We start from the raw sequence: 16,075 nt of genomic DNA, 5'->3' as shown, positions 1-16,075 counted from the left end.
TCTTTCCGGCCTCAGCGCGGCCGGCGCTGCAGCGCGGTCTCGAAGATCACCGCGCCCTCGATGTTGTGGGCCACCAGCGTGCCACCATGCGCACGGGCGAACTCGCTGGCGATGAACAGCCCCAGCCCCAGCCCGCGACTGTCGTGGAAACTGGCCTTGAACGGCTCGAACAACCGCGGCAGCAATGCCTCCGGAATCTGACCGGCATTGCGCACCTGCAGCCGCAGTGGCGCGCTGCGCTCGCCTTCCACCCGCACCACCACCGGCGCATCACCGCCATGCAGCACGGCGTTGCCGATCAGGTTGGACAGCAACTGCGCGAGGCGATCGGGATCGCCCTGCAGCTGGGCATCGCCCTGTACCTGCAGTTCGATGGTCGCCTGCGGGTGCGCACGGCTGATCTCGGCCACCACCGCCGAGGCCAGTTCAGCGAGGTCGCACTCGGTGGTATGCAGGCGCAGGCCGCCGGTACGGATCCTGGAGAAATCCAGCAGCTGCTCGACCATCCGCACCATGCGCTGTGCGCTGTTTTCCAGATGGACCAGGGTCCGCTGGACCTGGCTGTCATCGGGCAGATCCAGCGACAGCTTGTCGGCACACAGCAGGATCGCCGCCAACGGCGTACGCAGGTCGTGCGTCAATACCGCCATCATCGTTTCATTGAGCTTGAGCGCGTGCTCCAGCGCCTCGTTGCGCGCCTTGAGCAGCTGCTTCTGCTGGTAAAGCTCGATGAACACATTGACCTTGCTCATGATCACCTGCGGCTCGATCGGCTTGTGCAGGAAATCCACGGCGCCGGATTCGTAGCCCTTGAAGGCCCGCACCGGATCATTCGGCGAAGCGGTGAGGAAGATGATCGGCACGTCGCGGCTGCGTTGCGAGCCGCGCATCAGCTCGGCCAGCGAGAAGCCGTCGATCTCGGGCATGTGCACATCCAGCAGGGCCAGCGCGACTTCATGCTCCAGCAGCAGCTCGAGTGCTTCAGCACCGGACAGCGCACACAGGATCTCCAGACCCGGGCGACGCAACAGCGCTTCCATCGCGACCAGGTTCTGCGGGATGTCATCGACAATCAGCAGCTTCACGCAATCGGTGGTGGCAGTCGACCCGGCGGGCTCGATCAGGTTCATCGGGTAAGGCCTTTCATACGCGTGCAGATGGAGGTGAGCGGGAGCACCGCGTCGGCGCCGGCGTGTGCCAGGGCCGATGCGGGCATCATCGAGGAATAGGCCTCCTCAGGGCATTGGATCCAGGCTTCGCCACCGGCCTGGCGGACCGCGGCGACACCGTCGCTGCCGTCACTGCTGGCGCCGGTCAGCAGGATCGCCAACACGCCGCCGCCGAACACATCGGCGGCGCTTTCAAACAGGGGATCGATCGCCGGGCGCGAGAACAGCACCGGTGGATCGACCGACAGTGCCAGCGTGTCACGGTCCTCCACCAGCAGGTGGTAATCCGGCGGCGCGAACGTCACCGTACCGGCCTGCAGCGGTTGTTTGTCCTCGGCCTCGCGCACCGGCAGCGGGCAACCGGCATCGAGCAGGTCGGCAATGCGGCTGGGGCGGTCGCGCGGCAGGTGCAGCACCACCAGCACCGGCAGCGCCAGCGTGGCCGGCAGCGCCGACAGCAACGCCTGCAGCGCACTGACGCCACCGGCCGAAGCGCCGATGACCACCAGGTCGAACCGGCTGCGCTGGGAGGCCGTGCTCATCAGGCCAGCTTCCGGTACAGGCGCTGGTCGCGCGCGCAGGCTTCGAACAGATCCGCGTGCGCGCCGAACTGCAGCGACTCCTTGCTGCCCAGGCCCAGGAAGCCGCGGTGGACCAGGGCTTCATGGAACAGGCCGATGGCGCGGTCCTGCAGCGGCCGCTGGAAATAGATCAGCACGTTGCGGCAGGACACCAGGTGGACTTCGGAGAACACCGTATCGGTGGCCAGGCTGTGGTCGGCGAACACGATGTTGCGCTTCAGGCGGCGATCGAACACCACGCTGCCGTAGCCGCTGCTGTAGTAATCCGAGAGCGAGCCGGTGCCACCGGCCGCCAGGTAATTGCGGCTGAACTGCGCCAGCCGGTCCAGCGCGAAGGCCCCGGATTCGGCCGCCTGCAACGCTTCGGGATTGATGTCGGTGGCGTAGATGATCGCCCGGTCCAGCAGGCCTTCCTCGTGCAGCAGGATCGCCAGCGACCACACTTCTTCGCCGGTGCTGCACCCGGCGATCCACAGTTTGATCGAGGGATAGGTGCGCAGCACCGGCACGGCATGCTCGCGCAGCACCCGGAAGTACGGCGGGTCACGGAACATCTCCGACACCTGCACGGTGAAGTACTGCATCGCCTGGGCGAAGGTGTCCGGCTCGTGCAGCAGGCGGTGCTGCAGCGCGCCCATGGTCGGGCAGTCGAACCGGGCCATGGCATGGCGCATACGCCGCCGCAGCGATGCCAGCGCATAGTCACGGAAGTCGTAGTGGTAGCGCTGGTACACCGCCTCCAGCAACACCTTCAGCTCCAGATCGAACAGCTCCGCTTCATTCATCGGCGCGAGCACCACACGCGGCACAGCGACACCAGCTTGTCCACGTCGATCGGCTTGGCGATGTAATCGTTGGCACCGGCCTGGAGGCAATGCTCGCGGTCATCGGGCATCGCCTTGGCGGTCAACGCGATGATCGGCAGGTCGCGCCAGCGGTTGTCGGCGCGGATCTCGCGCATGGCGGTCAGCCCGTCCATCTCCGGCATCATGATGTCCATCAGCACCAGGTCGATTTCCGGGCGCAGCTTCTCCAGCGCCTCGCGGCCGTTGCGGGCGATGTCCAGGGTGACGCCGAGCGGCTCCAGCACGCTGGACAGCGCGAAGATGTTGCGCACATCGTCCTCGGCCAGCAGCACGGTACGGCCATCGAGCACCGCATCGCGGCGACGCGCTTCGCGCAGCAGGCGCTGCTGGTCGGTCGGCAGCGAGGCCTCCACGCTGTGCAGGAACAGGGTCACCTCATCGAGCAGGCGCTCGGGAGAGCGCGCGCCCTTGATGATGATGCTCTTGGAATAGCGGCGCAGGCGCTGTTCTTCATCGCGGGTCAGTGCGCGGCCGGTGTAGACGATCACCGGCGGGAACGCGACCGCATCATTGCCGGCCATGCGCTCGAGCAGGTCATACCCGGTGCCGTCCGGCAGCGCCAGGTCGGTGACCATGCAATCGAAGGTGGACCCGGCCAGTTCGGCCATCGCCTCGGTGATGGTGCCCACCGCGGTGATTTCCAGCTGGTCGCGGCCAAGCAGCAGCTGCAGGTTCGAACGCAGCTCGCTGTCGTCCTCCACGATCAGCAGGCGGCGCATGTCGCGCTGGCTGGTGGCTTCCAGCTGCTGGATCGCCCCGACCAGGCGCTCGCGCGTGGCCGGCTTGATCACATACCCGATCGCGCCCAGCTCCATCGCCACCTGCGAGCGCTCCAGCCCGGAGACCACGTGGACCGGGATATGGCGCGTGGCCGGGTCGCGCTTGAGGCGCTCGAGCACGCTCAGGCCGGAGACGTCGGGCAGGCCGATATCCAGCAGGATGCCGTTCGGGCGCAGCTCGGCAGCCAGGCTCAACGCCTCTTCGGCGGTGCCGGCCACTACGCAGTCGAAGTCCAGTTCGTGCGCCATCGAGACCAGGGCGCTGGCAAATGCAGTGTCATCCTCGACCACCAGGATCATCCGGCCGGCGCGGCTGCGGCGGCCGCGGTCATCGACCACCTTGTCCTGTGCCGGCGCCGGCGCGGGGGTGGGTTCGCCATGCGCCCGCCCCAGCGGTGCCGAAGCCGGCCGGGACGGCGCTGCTACGGCAGCCGGGCGCACGTCATGCACCACGTGCTGGGCGTTGCCGGTGCCGCCACCGGCCAACAGCGGCAGTTCAAGCGTGAAGCAGCTGCCGCGGCCCGGCTCGCTGGAGACGGTGATGCTGCCGCCCATGCGTGCGGCCAAGTCGCGCGAGATCGACAGCCCCAGCCCGGTGCCACCGTAACGGCGGCGGGTGCTGCCATCGGCCTGGCGGAACGCCTCGAAGATGACCGCGGTCTGCTCTTCGGGAATGCCGATGCCGGTATCGGAGACGGCGAACTGGATCCGCCCTGCCCCCGCACTGCGCACCTTCAGCGAGACGCTGCCGTGCTCGGTGAACTTGACCGCATTGGCCAGCAGGTTCTTCAGGATCTGCTGCAGGCGCTGGCTGTCGGCCAGCAGCTGGGTCGGCGCCTCCGGGGCAGCGCTGATCTCCAGGGCCAGGCCCTTCTGCAAGGCCATCGGCTCGAAGGTTTCCTTCAGGCGCTGCAGCACGCTGGACACGGCCAGGTTCTCTTCAACCAGCTCCACATGGCCGGCCTCGATCCGCGACAGGTCGAGGATGTCGTTGATCAACGCCAGCAGATCGTTGTTGGACGAGTGGATCGCCTGGGCGTATTTGACCTGCTCGGCGGTCAGCGTGCCGTCCTTGTTGTCGGCCAGCAGCTTGGCCAGGATCAGTGCGCTGTTGAGCGGCGTGCGCAGCTCGTGGGACATGTTGGCCAGGAACTCGGATTTGTAGCGTGAACTGGCTTCCAGCTCGTTGCTGTTCTGGACCAGTTGCGCCTGGGCCAGCAGCAGCGCCTGCTGGCGCGACTCCAGCTCGTGGGTGCGCTCTTCGAGCTGCACGTTGGTCTGCTCCAGCTCGGCCTGCTGCTGCTCCAGGTTGGCCTGGGAATGCAGCAGGCTGCGGCTCTGCTCTTCCAGCTCTTCGTTGGCCACCCGCAGCTCTTCCTGCTGGGTCTGCAGCTCCTCGCTCTGGCGCTGGGTCTCTTCCAGCAGCTCCACCAGCTGCGCATTGAGCAGCGACGCCCGCAGGGCGATGCCGATCGGCTCGGCGCACTGCAGCAGCAGTGCCATTTCCAGGCTGCGCGCGGGCGAGACGCCGGCACGGCCCAGCTCGATCACGCCGATCACCACGCCATCGGCCGTGATCGGCCCCAGCAGGCGTTGGTGAACGGTGGTGCGGCCCAGTGGCGTATCGATATCCAGCGGGCTGTCACTGTCCTCCAGGCGACGCGCGCGGCCTTCGCGGATGATCTCGCCCCATTGCCCGGCATGTGCCGGCAGGGTCTCGGGCAGCTGCGACGGCAGCGCGGAGCCGCCGACCAGCACCAACCGCTCGCCCTGCAGGCGGTACATCGCGCCGACATCGGCATTGAGCTGCGCGCACAGGGCGCGCATGGCCTGGTCAGCCAGCTCGCGCGGGGTGGGATCGCCCTGCAGGCTGGTGCCGACCACGTTCTCGCCGGCCTGCAGCCACAGCGCATCGGCCGCTTCACGGCGCGCACCGATGGCCTTCATCACGGTCAGCGCCATCATCAGGAACGCGACGCCACCGATGCTGCGATTGACGAAGGAAAACGCCGAATTGCTGCTCGCCGGCGCCACGTTGTAGCCCACCGCAAGCAGGATGCACGAGCCGATCGCCACCAGCAGCGGCACTTCCATGCGACGCTGGAACAGCGTGATCCCGACCGCCATGAAGTAGGTCAGCCAGACCGCATAGCCCAGCGGCACCACCATCTCCGTGCCCAGCGTGGCGGCCATCAAGGCGGCCGACGCAAGCCAGATCCAACGGTCACGGGAGGTAGGCGCAGAATTCATGCCGTGTTCCAGCTCAAAAGGGGCCTGATGGTACCCGAAGCGGTAAACGGGTGTTAAGCGCCAGAAGTCAGCGTGATTGCGGCACGTTCTTGACATTTTCTTCACATCATGGCCCCTACGGTTCGGTCCCTTATCGGGGAGTCGATAACCGTCGTGGTCCAGGCCGTATCCAGCGTTGCACCGCTTGCCGACGAAAGCCGGCAGCTGAAGCTGTTGATCGACAACGTGAGCGATCACGCGATCTATCTGCTCGATACGCAGGGCAACATCTGCAGCTGGAACCGTGGCTGCGAGCGGGTCAAGGGCTATACCGCCGAGGCCGTGATCGGCAAGCATGTCGGCCTGTTCTATACCCCCGAGGATCAACAGCTGGGCGTGCCCCAGCAGGCGCTGGCGTATGCGCGTGACCATGGCCGCTTCGTCGGCGAGGGCTGGCGGGTGCGCTGCACTGGCGAGCGGTTCCGTGCCGGCGAGGTGATCGAGCCGGTCCGCGAAGACGGCTGCCTGCTCGGGTTCGTCAAGGTCACCCAGGATGTCACCGAGCGCTACCAGGCCCAGCGCCTGCTGCAGGATGCGCAGCGCGCGCATGTCCAGCAACGGCAGCTGGACAACGTGGGCCGGCTGACCCGCGGCCTGGCCCATGAATTCAACAACCTGCTGACCACCATCGGCAACGCACTGGACCTGATCGCCCTGCGCCCCGGCGCCGACGACCGCACCCAGGAGCTGGTGGACCTGGCCCAGGCCGCCGCCGACCGGGGATCGCTGCTGACCCGCCAGCTGCTGGCGTTCTCGGCCGATCAGACCCTGGTGCGCGAGCCGGTGGTCGTGCAGGAGTTCCTGCGCGATGCCCTGCCCGTCCTGCGCCGCGCCTGCCCGGCCGGCATCGCGGTGCAGCTGGAATTGACGGCGGACCTGCCACCGATCGTCACCGATGGCGTACAGTTGCACAGCGCCGTGTTGAATCTGGTGCTCAATAGTGCCGAAGCGATGCCCCAGGGCGGCACGGTCACGATCACGGCCGAGGTCGAACAGCGACTGGCACCGGATCTGTCCCAGCCCATGCGCCGGCACTATGTCGCCATCGCGGTGACCGATGAGGGCGACGGTATGCCCCCGGACATCGCCGAGCGCGCCAGCGAGCCGTTTTTCACCACCAAGGAAGTCGGCAAGGGCAGCGGTCTGGGCCTGAGCCAGGTGTTTGGCTTCGTCTCGCAGTGCGACGGCTTCGTCGACGTACAAACCGCCCCCGGAAGGGGCACCACCGTCCGCCTGTTGTTACCTGTCATTGAGGAAGTCGAGCATGTCTGAGCCCCTACGCGTATTGATGGTCGAAGACCAGCAGGACCTGCGTGAACTGATCGGCCAGGCCTTGCAGGACTTCGGTATCGAAATCCACACGGCCGACGACGGTCCGACCGCCCTGCGCCTGATGCAGGACCCGGGCGGGTTCGATGTGGTGTTCAGCGATATCAGCATGCCCAACGGCATGAGCGGCGTGGAGCTCAGCGAGCACGTGGCCGACGTGCTGCCCAATGCGCGCATGATCCTGGCGTCTGGCTATGCGCGTTCGCAGCTGCCGCCACTGCCGGACCATGTCGAATTCCTGCCCAAGCCCTATCGCCTGCGCCAGTTGGTCACCTTGCTGCAGTCGCCGGACGCACCGCTCTGAGCCAGGGTTCCGCCCAGCCTGCGTGAACGCTTCATCCGCCTCGCCCCTGCTTCACACTGGTTCTGCATTGCCATCGTGATAGTAGCGATGAAGTCGGAACAGGGCGCGGTACATGCTGGACAGACGCAACGATGTTGACCGGATCGCGTTGATCGAAGCACTCAACGTGATGGACCCTGCGCTGGGCACGGCGCTGGACCCGATCACCGAACTGGCGGCCTTCACCTTCGGCGTGCCGATCGCGCTGGTGTCGATCTTCGATGCCGACCACCAGCACCTCATCTCGCGCGTGGGGCTGGCGCTGACCCGCAACGAACGGCATGCCTCGATCTGCGCGCACGCGCTGGGTTCCAGCCAGGTGCTGCAGATCGAGGATCTTCGCCAGGACCCGCGCTTTGCCGGCAATGCGCTGGTCGCCGGCCCCGAGCAGCTGCGCTTCCATGCCGGTACGCCGCTGATCACCAAGGGCGGCGTCGCGCTGGGTACCCTGTGCATCATGGGGCGTGAGCCGCGGCGGCTCTCTGCCGAAGAGCAGGTGCAGTTGCAGACGCTCGCGCGCGTGGTGGTCGCGCAGATGGAACTGAAGATGTCACTCGGCCGCCGTGATCAGGTCAGCGGCCTGCCCAACCGGCAGCAGTTCCAGGCCGACCTCACCGCCTTGTCCCGCCGCGGTGAAGGCCGGAGGTTCACGGCGGTGCTGCTGGATGTGTTCGACCTGCAGAGCGCCAATGACGCCGGCCAGGCCCTGGGCATGAAACCCGTGGAAACCCTGCTGCGCCAGGCGGCGCTGCGCGTGCAGGACGTGCTGCGTGATGTTACGCAGGTCTACCACGTGGGAGTGACCCGTTTCGCCTTCCTGCTGGCGGACCACTCGCATCACCAGACCGAGGGCCTGCTCGACCGCCTGCGCGTGCGCATGCGCCGGCCGCTGATGGCCGGCAGCATCCCGATGTCACCGCAGTTCCATGCCGGCGTCTGCGACTTCCGCGCGGTACGCGAGGAGACCGCGGATCTGGTCCGCAAATGCCTGGTCGCCATGCATCATGCCCTGCAGACCGATGCCTGCCTGTGCTGGTATTCGCAGGAACGCGACGATGCCCTGCGCCGCCGTTACCGGTTGGCCTCCGATGCCGGGCGCGGCCTGGCCCAGCACCAGTTCAGCCTGGTGTACCAGCCGCGCTTCGATCTGATCGATGGGCAGCCGGTGTCGGCCGAAGCCCTGCTGCGCTGGACCCATCCGATGCTGGGCCCGATCAGCCCGGGCGAATTCATCCCGGTGCTGGAGCGCACGGCGCTGATGCCGGCGCTCAGCCGCTGGGTCATCGATCACGCGCTGGCCCAGGCCGCGCACTGGCAGAAGACCGTGCCCGGCTTCAGCCTGTCCATCAATCTCTCTCCGCGCGACTTCGATGACCAGTGCGTGTGGAGCGTGCTGTCCGAGCGGCTGCATGCCTACGGCCTCGCCCCGGGCCTGATCGAAATCGAAATCACGGAAGGCCAGTGGCTCAACCACCATCCGGCGGCGCTGCCGCAGTTGCGTGAGATGGCGGCGGCCGGCGTGCGCATCGCGATCGACGACTTCGGCAGCGGCTACAGCAACTTCGGCTATCTCAGCGAGGTGCCGATCAGCCATATCAAGATCGACCAGACGCTGGTGACCGGGCTGGCGCGCTCACGCACCGCCCGGCTGAAGGTGGAAGCCATCATCAAGCTGGCCCGGCAGCTGGGCTACCGCACCGTGGCCGAAGGCGTGGAAAACGACGCCGAGCTTTCGCTGCTGCGGCTGTGGGGCTGCGATGAAGCGCAGGGCTACCAGCTGGCCCGGCCGATGCACCCCGACGCGGTGCTGCACCTGGTCAACGCCTGCCGCGCCGGCCCGTTGCCGGATGCCGGCTGACCCGACCGAACATCACCGCCAACCGGTGCGCGGGGCGATAATGGGCCGCCCGTCTTTGCTACCGCCGCCATGTCCGATCTTTCCCCGCTGCCCACCCTGCCGCTCGGCCACTACCGCCATTTCAAGGGCGGCAACTACGAGGTGATCGGGGTTGTACGCCACAGTGAAACGCTGGCGCCGATGGTGCTGTACCGGCCGCTGGATTCGGATGTCGGCCTGTGGGTGCGTCCGTACGAGATGTTCGTCGCACGGGTGGAGGTGGAGGGGCAATGGCGGGCGCGCTTTGCGCCGGTGGAGGCGGGCGACTGAGACGCCCCACGCCCTCCCTGACGGGCCTTCAGCCCGCCACAGCCCGCGCCCCGTCCACCAGCGCACGCAACTGCGTGGTCACCGCGCGGAACTGCTCCGGCAGCGCGGCCGCGTCGAGCGCGTCGAGCGCGTCCACCTGACGCGAGAGCACCGACAGCGCCTCGGCCATGCTGACCACCGGCTGCCCTTCCCCGGCCGGCGCATCCTGCACATCCAGCTGCGCGCCGATCAGCCCCGCCAGCACCTCGAAGCCTTTCACCGTCGCGGCGTCGAGTCTGGAAGGATTGGGATCCAACGCGCACAGCGTGCCGTGGAAGCCACCATCGCGGCGGAACATGGGGACCGAGATGTAGCTCTCGAACCCATACAGCGCGGGCGTGGGATGGCTGGAGAACACCGGATGGGTGCTGGCCTGGTCGAACTGGACCAGATGGCGATGCTCGCGTATCTCATCGCAGATGGTGGTCTCCAGCACCAGGTCATCGCCCGGGCGCAGACCGAAATCCAGACGATCATGCACGGCGCAGGCGGTCCACCGATCGGCGGTGACACGGGCCACCGCAACGAACCGCATGCCGGTCATCGCACTCGCCAACTCCAGCATGCCCGGCACGGCCGGCATCGCAAGCAGTGCGGCCACATCGTCCAGGCGCGGATCCGTGGCATGGGCCAAGGACGCCGCAGGCGCGCTGCCCGGACCATCGTCATCCAGCGGGTTCTCCATCGCGGCGAGGCGGCGGTCCAGCGCTTTCGCGTTGACCTCGTTGAACAGGCCACGCACCGAGGCCGACAACGCCCTGGCATCGGTGATCGCACCCACGAAATGGAGGCCCTGCCCGACCAGGCGGATCTGCTCGACGCCGTGATCCAGCCGCAATGATGGCCACGCCAGGCGGTGCAGGATGCGCAGCCAGTCAGCGCGCGGGGTGTCATCCAGCAACGCGGTGACAATCACCCGCTGCGAACGGGTCCCCGCCTGTGGGCCGGGCAGATCGAAACCGATAAGGGCAGGAAAGCCTGGACTGGAAGACATCGCAACCTCTCTGGCGGCATCGCGCAGCCATCGACGGGTGGCCTTGAAGCGAAATTGTCGCATGAATGGGCGAGACTGGCCGTGATCGACTAGTGATATGTCGTCTCCGCCCACCGGCCAATGCCGCTGGGCGCCCAATGCGGCCCGGGTGCAAAAGGCTACGGCTATCATTGAGGTGATCTAGCACCTCTCAACGACAGGGAAGTAAGACATGGGTCCTGCGGGTTCAGGGTTTTCGCTGCTGGTCGCGCTCATCGGCGCGCTGCTCGGGTTGTTGTGGCTGTTCGTTCCGTTTGCCATCTTCGGCATCAAGGGGCTGCTGCAACAGATCGTGGCCGAACAACGACGCACCAATGAGATCCTCAGCCGCGTGCACGGCGAGCGCCTTCCGCCGGCGGCGCCCGAGCCGCAGCCGTTCAGGGCGCGGCCGTATCCGTGAAAAGGCGGCGATAGCCAAGCGCGGCGGGCCTGTCCGCACGCTGCGGTACGCTGCTCACGGGGCAGCGCGCACCAGGCAGATCCAGCGTTCCATGGGCCCGGCTGATTAATGCTGCGTCGCAGCAGTACAATGCCGCGCTTCCCCGTTCGACGCGGCCGCCTGCATGAGCTCTTCCTCCGTCCCTCTGGCCGCCCGGCTCTCGCCGCGCGAGCGCACCCTGATCCTGCTGGCCTTGTCGCTGGGCGGCTTTGCCATCGGCACCAGTGAGTTCGCCAGCATGGGCCTGATGCTGGAGATCAGCCGCGGGCTGTCGATCAGCGAAACCCAGGTCGGCCACCTGATCAGCGCCTATGCCATCGGCGTGGTGGTCGGCGCCCCGGTCCTGGCCTTTGCCGGCGCCGGCTTCGCGCGCCGCAACCTGCTGCTGGCGCTGATGGGCTTCTACGCCATCGGCAATCTGGCCAGCGCGCTGGCGCCCAACTACGGCACGATGCTGCTGGCCCGCTTCGTCGCCGGGCTGCCGCATGGCGCCTACTTCGGCGTGGCGATGCTGGTGGCGGCGGCGATCAGCCCGCCAGCGCAGCGTGGCGCGGCGGTGTCCAAAGTGCTGCTCGGCCTCTCCGTGGCGATCCTGGTCGGCAATCCGCTCACCACCTGGCTCGGCCAGCAGGTCAGCTGGCGCACCGCGTTCGCCTTGGTGAGCGTGCTGGCGATCGCCACCGTGGCGATGATCGCGCGCTTCCTGCTGCCCGATCCGGATGAGGTGCGTACCTCGCCGATGCGCGAACTGCGTGCCTTCAATCGTCCCCAGGTGTGGCTGGCACTGGCGATCGGTTCGGTCGGCTTCGCCGGCATGTTCTGCGTGTTCACCTATCTCGCCCCGACGCTGGTGCAGGTCACCGGCCTGGCCGAATCGTGGATGCCGCTGGCCGTGGGCATCTTCGGCATCGGCGCGATCATCGGCAACGTCGCCGGTGGCTGGCTGGTGGACCGCTTCCAGTTCCGCGCCGCCGCCGTCGTGCTGGTCTGGTCGATCCTGGTGCTGCTGGCCTTCCCGCTGGCCGCGCAATCGGTGTGGAGCGTGTTCCCGATGATCATTGCGGTCGGCACCATGGGCGCCCTGGCGGCCGTGCTGCAGACCCGCCTGATGGACGTGGCCGGCGAAGCGCAGACGCTCGCCGCCGCCTCCAACCATGCCGCGTTCAATACCGCCAACGCACTGGGCCCGTGGTTCGGTGGCATGGCGATCGGCGCCGGCTTCAGCCCTGCGGTGACCGGTTACGTTGGCGCTGCCACCGCGCTGGGCGGGTTGCTGCTGTGGTGCGTGGCGATGCTGGTGGACCGCCGCGCGCGCAGCGTGCCGGTGCTGCAGCAGTAACGGTACGCCGCGAACGACCGCTCGATCCGATTCCCCGCCCAGGCGGGGATTTTTTTTATTTCCCCTATCATGGGCATCCGATCAAACCGCGCCACCCATGCTGTTCCGGCCACGGCCGCAACGAGGGCCGCACCTGGAACACCGATGACGTACGAATGGGCCCCGAGCGACTGGGGTCAACGCCTCACGCGATCGCCGCACTGGCGCCTGCGCCTGGAAGACGACCAGCTGCTACTGACCATTGACGGTCATCGGTATCACGCGCCGCTGGATGCACTGCAGGTGTACCCGCGCCTGCCCTGGGCACGACTGAGCCTCCATCGTGAAGGGCACCCACCATTGATCCTCGGCGGCCTGCCCGCCGCGTCCGCGCGCTTGCTGGTGTCGGCACTGGAGGAGCGAAGCGGCAAGCAGCGCCAGCGCGACCATGTCGCCTTGTTCCAGCAGTCCCTCACCGCCATCCAGCACTGGCTCGCCCAGGTGCAGGCGGCTACCGATCTGGCCGACGAGGAATCGCTGTGGCTGACCTGCGAGCAGCAGCAGGCACTGCTGCAGGCACGCCCCACCCTGCCCCTGGATGAGGACGCGCTGTGGACGGTGTTCGATGATGCCGACCTGCGCAGCCAGCTCGATGGCGACCCGGCCGCGATCGAAGAAGCGCTGATGCTGTGGCTGGCCGACTGGCCAACGATGTGGGCGCGCCGCAATGAGGTCCATCAGGCGCGCGAACGGGTCGCTAGCCGTGCGTTGCTGGACCGCGTCGAAAGCCGGCCACTCACCGATGAGCAGGCCCGCGCGGTGATCTGCTTCGACAACCGCGTCCAGGTGGTGGCCGCAGCAGGTTCGGGCAAAACCTCCACAATGGTCGCCAAGGCGGCGTACGCCATCGAACGCGGGCTGGTCGCGCCCGAGCGCATCGTCATGCTCGCCTTCAACAAGGAAGCCGCCACCGAGCTGCAGGCGCGTGCGGACCGCGCGTTCCAGCGCCTCGGCCTGGATCAGGTGCGGGTGGAAGCGCGCACCTTCCATGCGCTGGGCCGGCACATCATCGCCCAGGCCACCGGCCGGATGCCGCAGGTGCCGGACTGGGCGGTCGATGCCACCCAGGGTTTCCATCGGTTGGCCGAGATCATCGACCAGCTCAAGGACCGCTCGCTCGCCTTCCGTACCCAGTGGGACATGTTCCGGCTGGTGTTCGGCCGTGACCTGCCGGTCACCGGCGGGTCGCTGGACGCCGAGGAGTGGGACAAGGATGGGCAGGGGTATGTGCGTACCCTGCAGGGCGAGCGCGTGCGCAGCATCGAAGCGTGCGTGATCGCCGACTGGCTGTTCTACAACGGCGTGGCGTACACCTATGCACGCCGCGATGCATTCGATGCCGGGACCGATGCGTACCGCCAGTACCGCCCGGATTTCTATTACCCCGGCATTGCGCTGTATCACGACCACCTCGCCCCGGCGGGACACGACCGCGCGCCCGCGCCTCGCGCTGGCGAGCCGGGCGCCCGCGATGGCATCGAGCGGATCGAGACCACCCCGCTGCAGTTGCGCACCGGCGAACTGTTCGTGCGGTTGGGCGAGGCCTTGTCGCAGCGCGGTATCGAACTGGACCCGAATCCCGACCGCGACCTGCCCGAGGGCGGCGCGACGCCGATGCCGGACAGCGACCTGATCGGCCTGGTCCGCACCTTCATCAGCCACGCCAAGAGCAACGCGCTGGACGTGGAGGACATGGTCGAGCGCCTGCGCCGCCTGCCCGACGATCACTTCAAGCACCGCTACCGCCTCTTCCTCGCGCTGATCGTCCCGATCCTGGAAGGCTGGGACGATGCGCTGGTGGCCGAGGGCGGGATCGATTTCGAAGACATGCTCAACCAGGCCGCCGAGCACCTCGAACAGGGGCGCTACGTCGCTCCCTTCGACCTGGTGATGGCCGATGAATTCCAGGATGCCTCGCGCGCCCGTGCGCGGCTGTGCCGGGCACTGGTGCAGGCACCGGGAAAACACCTGTTCGCGGTCGGTGACGACTGGCAGTCGATCAATCGCTTTGCCGGCGCGGACGTGTCGGTGATGACCGGCTTCGTGGACTGGTTCGGTCAGGGCCAGGTGCTCAAGCTGCAGCAGACGTTCCGCTGCCCGCAGGCGCTGTGCGATGTGTCCAGTGCCTTCGTATCCCGTAACCCTGCGCAGATCCCGAAGGACGTCCAGTCGGTCACCCCGGCGTACGGCGCGGCGCTGCAGGCCTACCAGGTCGCCTCGCGCGACCGGCTGGCCGGAGCGGTCGAGCAGTATCTGGAGCGATTGCACCAGCAGCTGTTGTCCGGCCAGGCGCCGCCCGGCCGCGATGGCAAGGTCACGGTGTTCGTACTCGGCCGCTACAACGCAGACCGCGCGATGCTGCCGGCCACGTGGCGGGCACGGCATGGCCAACACATGGAGGTCAGCTTCCTCACCGCGCACCGCTCCAAAGGCATGGAGGCGGACTATGTGATCCTGCCCGGCATGCTGGACCGGCGCTTTCCCAACACCCGCGCCGATGATCCCGTGCTCGCGCTGGCGATGCCGGACAGCGATGCGTATCCACTGGGCGAAGAACGCCGCCTGTTCTACGTGGCACTGACGCGCGCGCGCCGCTCGGTGGCGATGTTCACCGTGCAGGGTCGGCGCTCGCCCTTCCTGACCGAGCTGGTCAATGACGGTGCGGTGCGCGTCACCTCGATGGCGGGTGAGACCATCCACGAGCAGGCCTGCCCGGCCTGCAGGGTGGGCGTGATCGTGCCGCGCACCGGGCCGTATGGCGCGTTCCAGTCGTGCTCGGGGTATCCGCGATGCGAGTACAAGCCGCCGAAGGCGGGGGGACACCCGGGCGTGCGTACCTTCGCGGGGGCCTGAGCGGCGCGCACATGGCTCAGCCCAGCGCAGCCACCCCCTCCGCATCCAACTGCGCAAGCAGTGCACGGCGGCCCTCCACACCCGGCATCACCCGCACCAGGTTGCGCAGCATTCGTAGATCCTGCTGCCAGCCCAGCTGATCGCCCAGCGTGTGCAGTGCCCGCGCCTGTCGGCCCGGGCGGCTGCGCTTGATCGAGGCAGCCAGCGCGCTGTCCAGCGTTGGCAGTGCTTCCAGCTGCATGCGCAGGCGGCGTACCCGCCGGCGCCAGCGGTGCAGATCCTCGGTATCGCGGCCGCGTGCGGCGCGCTTCTCCGCCTTGGCGGTACGACGCTCACTGCGCGCCAGTCCCTTGCGCAGGTCACGCCTTCCAAGGGACTCCCATGGCTGGGCCTGGAGATCCCGCACGATACGTCCCAGTGCCGCGTGGCGGCGTGCAAACGCCGGGTCGCGTGCGAGCGCCTGGGCCAGGCGTGCGTCGCGGCGCACCGTCAGCCGTCTGCCTACCTCCGCCCATGGCAGGGCGGGCTGCTGCGCGGCCAGGCGCTGGCAGGTGTCCACCACCACGTGGGCATCGCGCAATGCCGACAGCCCTTGCCCGAGGCGCCGCAGGGCCGCATCGGCCTGGTCTGTCTCAAAATGGCTGTTCTCCAGCAGTGCGAGCAGCGCGCGCAGCCGGCGGATGGTCTTGCGCGCACGATGCACGGCATCGTGGACATCGGGTTGGGGCGAAAGCGCCTCGGCGATGGCCGTGCACTCACGCGCCGCCAGTGCGCGGGCGGCCGGGCCGATTGCGGGTGGCGACATGGTGG

General features: G+C 67.7%; 13 protein-coding genes. 7 read left to right on the top strand and 6 right to left on the bottom strand.

Annotation, left to right across the window (positions count from 1 at the left end):
- Nucleotides 1-11: 11 nt before the first annotated feature.
- Genes PV764_RS12970 through PV764_RS12955 form a run of 4 tightly spaced genes read right to left on the bottom strand, consistent with a single transcriptional unit; the run spans nt 12 to nt 5,645 of the window.
- Entirely contained in the window at nt 12-1,130 is a 1,119-nt protein-coding gene (locus PV764_RS12970; RefSeq protein WP_019184159.1) for a hybrid sensor histidine kinase/response regulator, read from the bottom strand.
- Nucleotides 1,127-1,711: a chemotaxis protein CheB gene (locus PV764_RS12965; protein WP_019184160.1), complete on the bottom strand. Its 585-nt coding sequence runs from the start codon at nt 1,709-1,711 to the stop codon at nt 1,127-1,129. The genes PV764_RS12970 and PV764_RS12965 overlap by 4 nt, the downstream gene beginning before the upstream one ends.
- Entirely contained in the window at nt 1,711-2,559 is an 849-nt protein-coding gene (locus tag PV764_RS12960) for a CheR family methyltransferase (RefSeq protein WP_172838023.1), read from the bottom strand. The genes PV764_RS12965 and PV764_RS12960 overlap by 1 nt, the downstream gene beginning before the upstream one ends.
- On the bottom strand, nt 2,532-5,645 hold the full coding sequence (locus PV764_RS12955; RefSeq protein WP_019184162.1) for a response regulator: 3,114 nt from the start codon (nt 5,643-5,645) through the stop codon (nt 2,532-2,534). Before PV764_RS12955 ends, PV764_RS12960 begins: the two co-directional genes overlap by 28 nt.
- Nucleotides 5,646-5,798: 153 nt before the next feature.
- Between PV764_RS12955 and PV764_RS12950 the strand changes: the two genes are divergently transcribed.
- The 4 genes from PV764_RS12950 to PV764_RS12935 all read left to right on the top strand — a co-directional run bounded on the left by PV764_RS12950 (nt 5,799) and on the right by PV764_RS12935 (nt 9,523).
- A complete protein-coding gene (locus PV764_RS12950; RefSeq protein ID WP_019184163.1) occupies nt 5,799-6,956 on the top strand; it encodes an ATP-binding protein in 1,158 nt (385 codons plus the stop codon).
- Nucleotides 6,949-7,317, top strand: coding sequence for a response regulator (locus PV764_RS12945; protein ID WP_019184164.1), 369 nt, complete (start codon nt 6,949-6,951; stop codon nt 7,315-7,317). Before PV764_RS12950 ends, PV764_RS12945 begins: the two co-directional genes overlap by 8 nt.
- Nucleotides 7,318-7,429: 112 nt before the next feature.
- Complete coding sequence (locus PV764_RS12940) at nt 7,430-9,214, top strand: bifunctional diguanylate cyclase/phosphodiesterase (RefSeq protein WP_046273397.1); 1,785 nt, start codon at nt 7,430-7,432, stop codon at nt 9,212-9,214.
- A 69-nt stretch (nt 9,215-9,283) separates the two neighbouring features.
- On the top strand, nt 9,284-9,523 hold the full coding sequence (locus PV764_RS12935; protein ID WP_019184165.1) for a DUF1653 domain-containing protein: 240 nt from the start codon (nt 9,284-9,286) through the stop codon (nt 9,521-9,523).
- Between the two features lie 28 nt (nt 9,524-9,551).
- On the opposite strand, the gene PV764_RS12930 is transcribed toward PV764_RS12935, so the two are convergent.
- The gene (locus PV764_RS12930; protein ID WP_235318930.1) at nt 9,552-10,556 is read right to left on the bottom strand and encodes a GAF domain-containing protein; all 1,005 of its coding nucleotides are present in this window, start codon (nt 10,554-10,556) and stop codon (nt 9,552-9,554) included.
- Nucleotides 10,557-10,767: 211 nt separating this feature from the next.
- On the opposite strand from PV764_RS12930, the gene PV764_RS12925 reads away from it, so the two are divergent.
- From PV764_RS12925 to PV764_RS12915, 3 genes are all read left to right on the top strand, one after another.
- Entirely contained in the window at nt 10,768-10,995 is a 228-nt protein-coding gene (locus PV764_RS12925) for a hypothetical protein (protein WP_046273396.1), read from the top strand.
- Nucleotides 10,996-11,158: 163 nt separating this feature from the next.
- Nucleotides 11,159-12,373: an MFS transporter gene (locus tag PV764_RS12920; RefSeq protein ID WP_019184168.1), complete on the top strand. Its 1,215-nt coding sequence runs from the start codon at nt 11,159-11,161 to the stop codon at nt 12,371-12,373.
- Nucleotides 12,374-12,517: 144 nt separating this feature from the next.
- Entirely contained in the window at nt 12,518-15,265 is a 2,748-nt protein-coding gene (locus PV764_RS12915) for a UvrD-helicase domain-containing protein (RefSeq protein ID WP_421116783.1), read from the top strand.
- 16 nt (nt 15,266-15,281) lie between these two features.
- Here the strand turns inward: PV764_RS12915 and PV764_RS12910 are convergent, their stop codons facing one another.
- Nucleotides 15,282-16,070, bottom strand: coding sequence for a CHAD domain-containing protein (locus tag PV764_RS12910; RefSeq protein WP_421116782.1), 789 nt, complete (start codon nt 16,068-16,070; stop codon nt 15,282-15,284).
- Nucleotides 16,071-16,075 lie beyond the last annotated feature (5 nt).

Origin of the sequence: Stenotrophomonas sp. AS1, from assembly GCF_048957655.1 — a bacterium.
Lineage (GTDB): Bacteria > Pseudomonadota > Gammaproteobacteria > Xanthomonadales > Xanthomonadaceae > Stenotrophomonas > Stenotrophomonas bentonitica_A.
Note: the sequence above shows the minus strand (reverse complement) of the source record. Positions and strands in the feature narration are given on the sequence as shown.

Coding starts and splice junctions, on each gene's coding strand:
- PV764_RS12970 (WP_019184159.1), bottom strand. CDS start 1,130: ATGAACCTGATCGAGCCCGCCGGGTCGACTGCCACCACCGATTGCGTG.
- PV764_RS12965 (WP_019184160.1), bottom strand. CDS start 1,711: ATGAGCACGGCCTCCCAGCGCAGCCGGTTCGACCTGGTGGTCATCGGC.
- PV764_RS12955 (WP_019184162.1), bottom strand. CDS start 5,645: ATGAATTCTGCGCCTACCTCCCGTGACCGTTGGATCTGGCTTGCGTCG.
- PV764_RS12945 (WP_019184164.1), top strand. CDS start 6,949: ATGTCTGAGCCCCTACGCGTATTGATGGTCGAAGACCAGCAGGACCTG.
- PV764_RS12940 (WP_046273397.1), top strand. CDS start 7,430: ATGCTGGACAGACGCAACGATGTTGACCGGATCGCGTTGATCGAAGCA.
- PV764_RS12935 (WP_019184165.1), top strand. CDS start 9,284: ATGTCCGATCTTTCCCCGCTGCCCACCCTGCCGCTCGGCCACTACCGC.
- PV764_RS12930 (WP_235318930.1), bottom strand. CDS start 10,556: ATGTCTTCCAGTCCAGGCTTTCCTGCCCTTATCGGTTTCGATCTGCCC.
- PV764_RS12925 (WP_046273396.1), top strand. CDS start 10,768: ATGGGTCCTGCGGGTTCAGGGTTTTCGCTGCTGGTCGCGCTCATCGGC.
- PV764_RS12920 (WP_019184168.1), top strand. CDS start 11,159: ATGAGCTCTTCCTCCGTCCCTCTGGCCGCCCGGCTCTCGCCGCGCGAG.
- PV764_RS12915 (WP_421116783.1), top strand. CDS start 12,518: ATGACGTACGAATGGGCCCCGAGCGACTGGGGTCAACGCCTCACGCGA.
- PV764_RS12910 (WP_421116782.1), bottom strand. CDS start 16,070: ATGTCGCCACCCGCAATCGGCCCGGCCGCCCGCGCACTGGCGGCGCGT.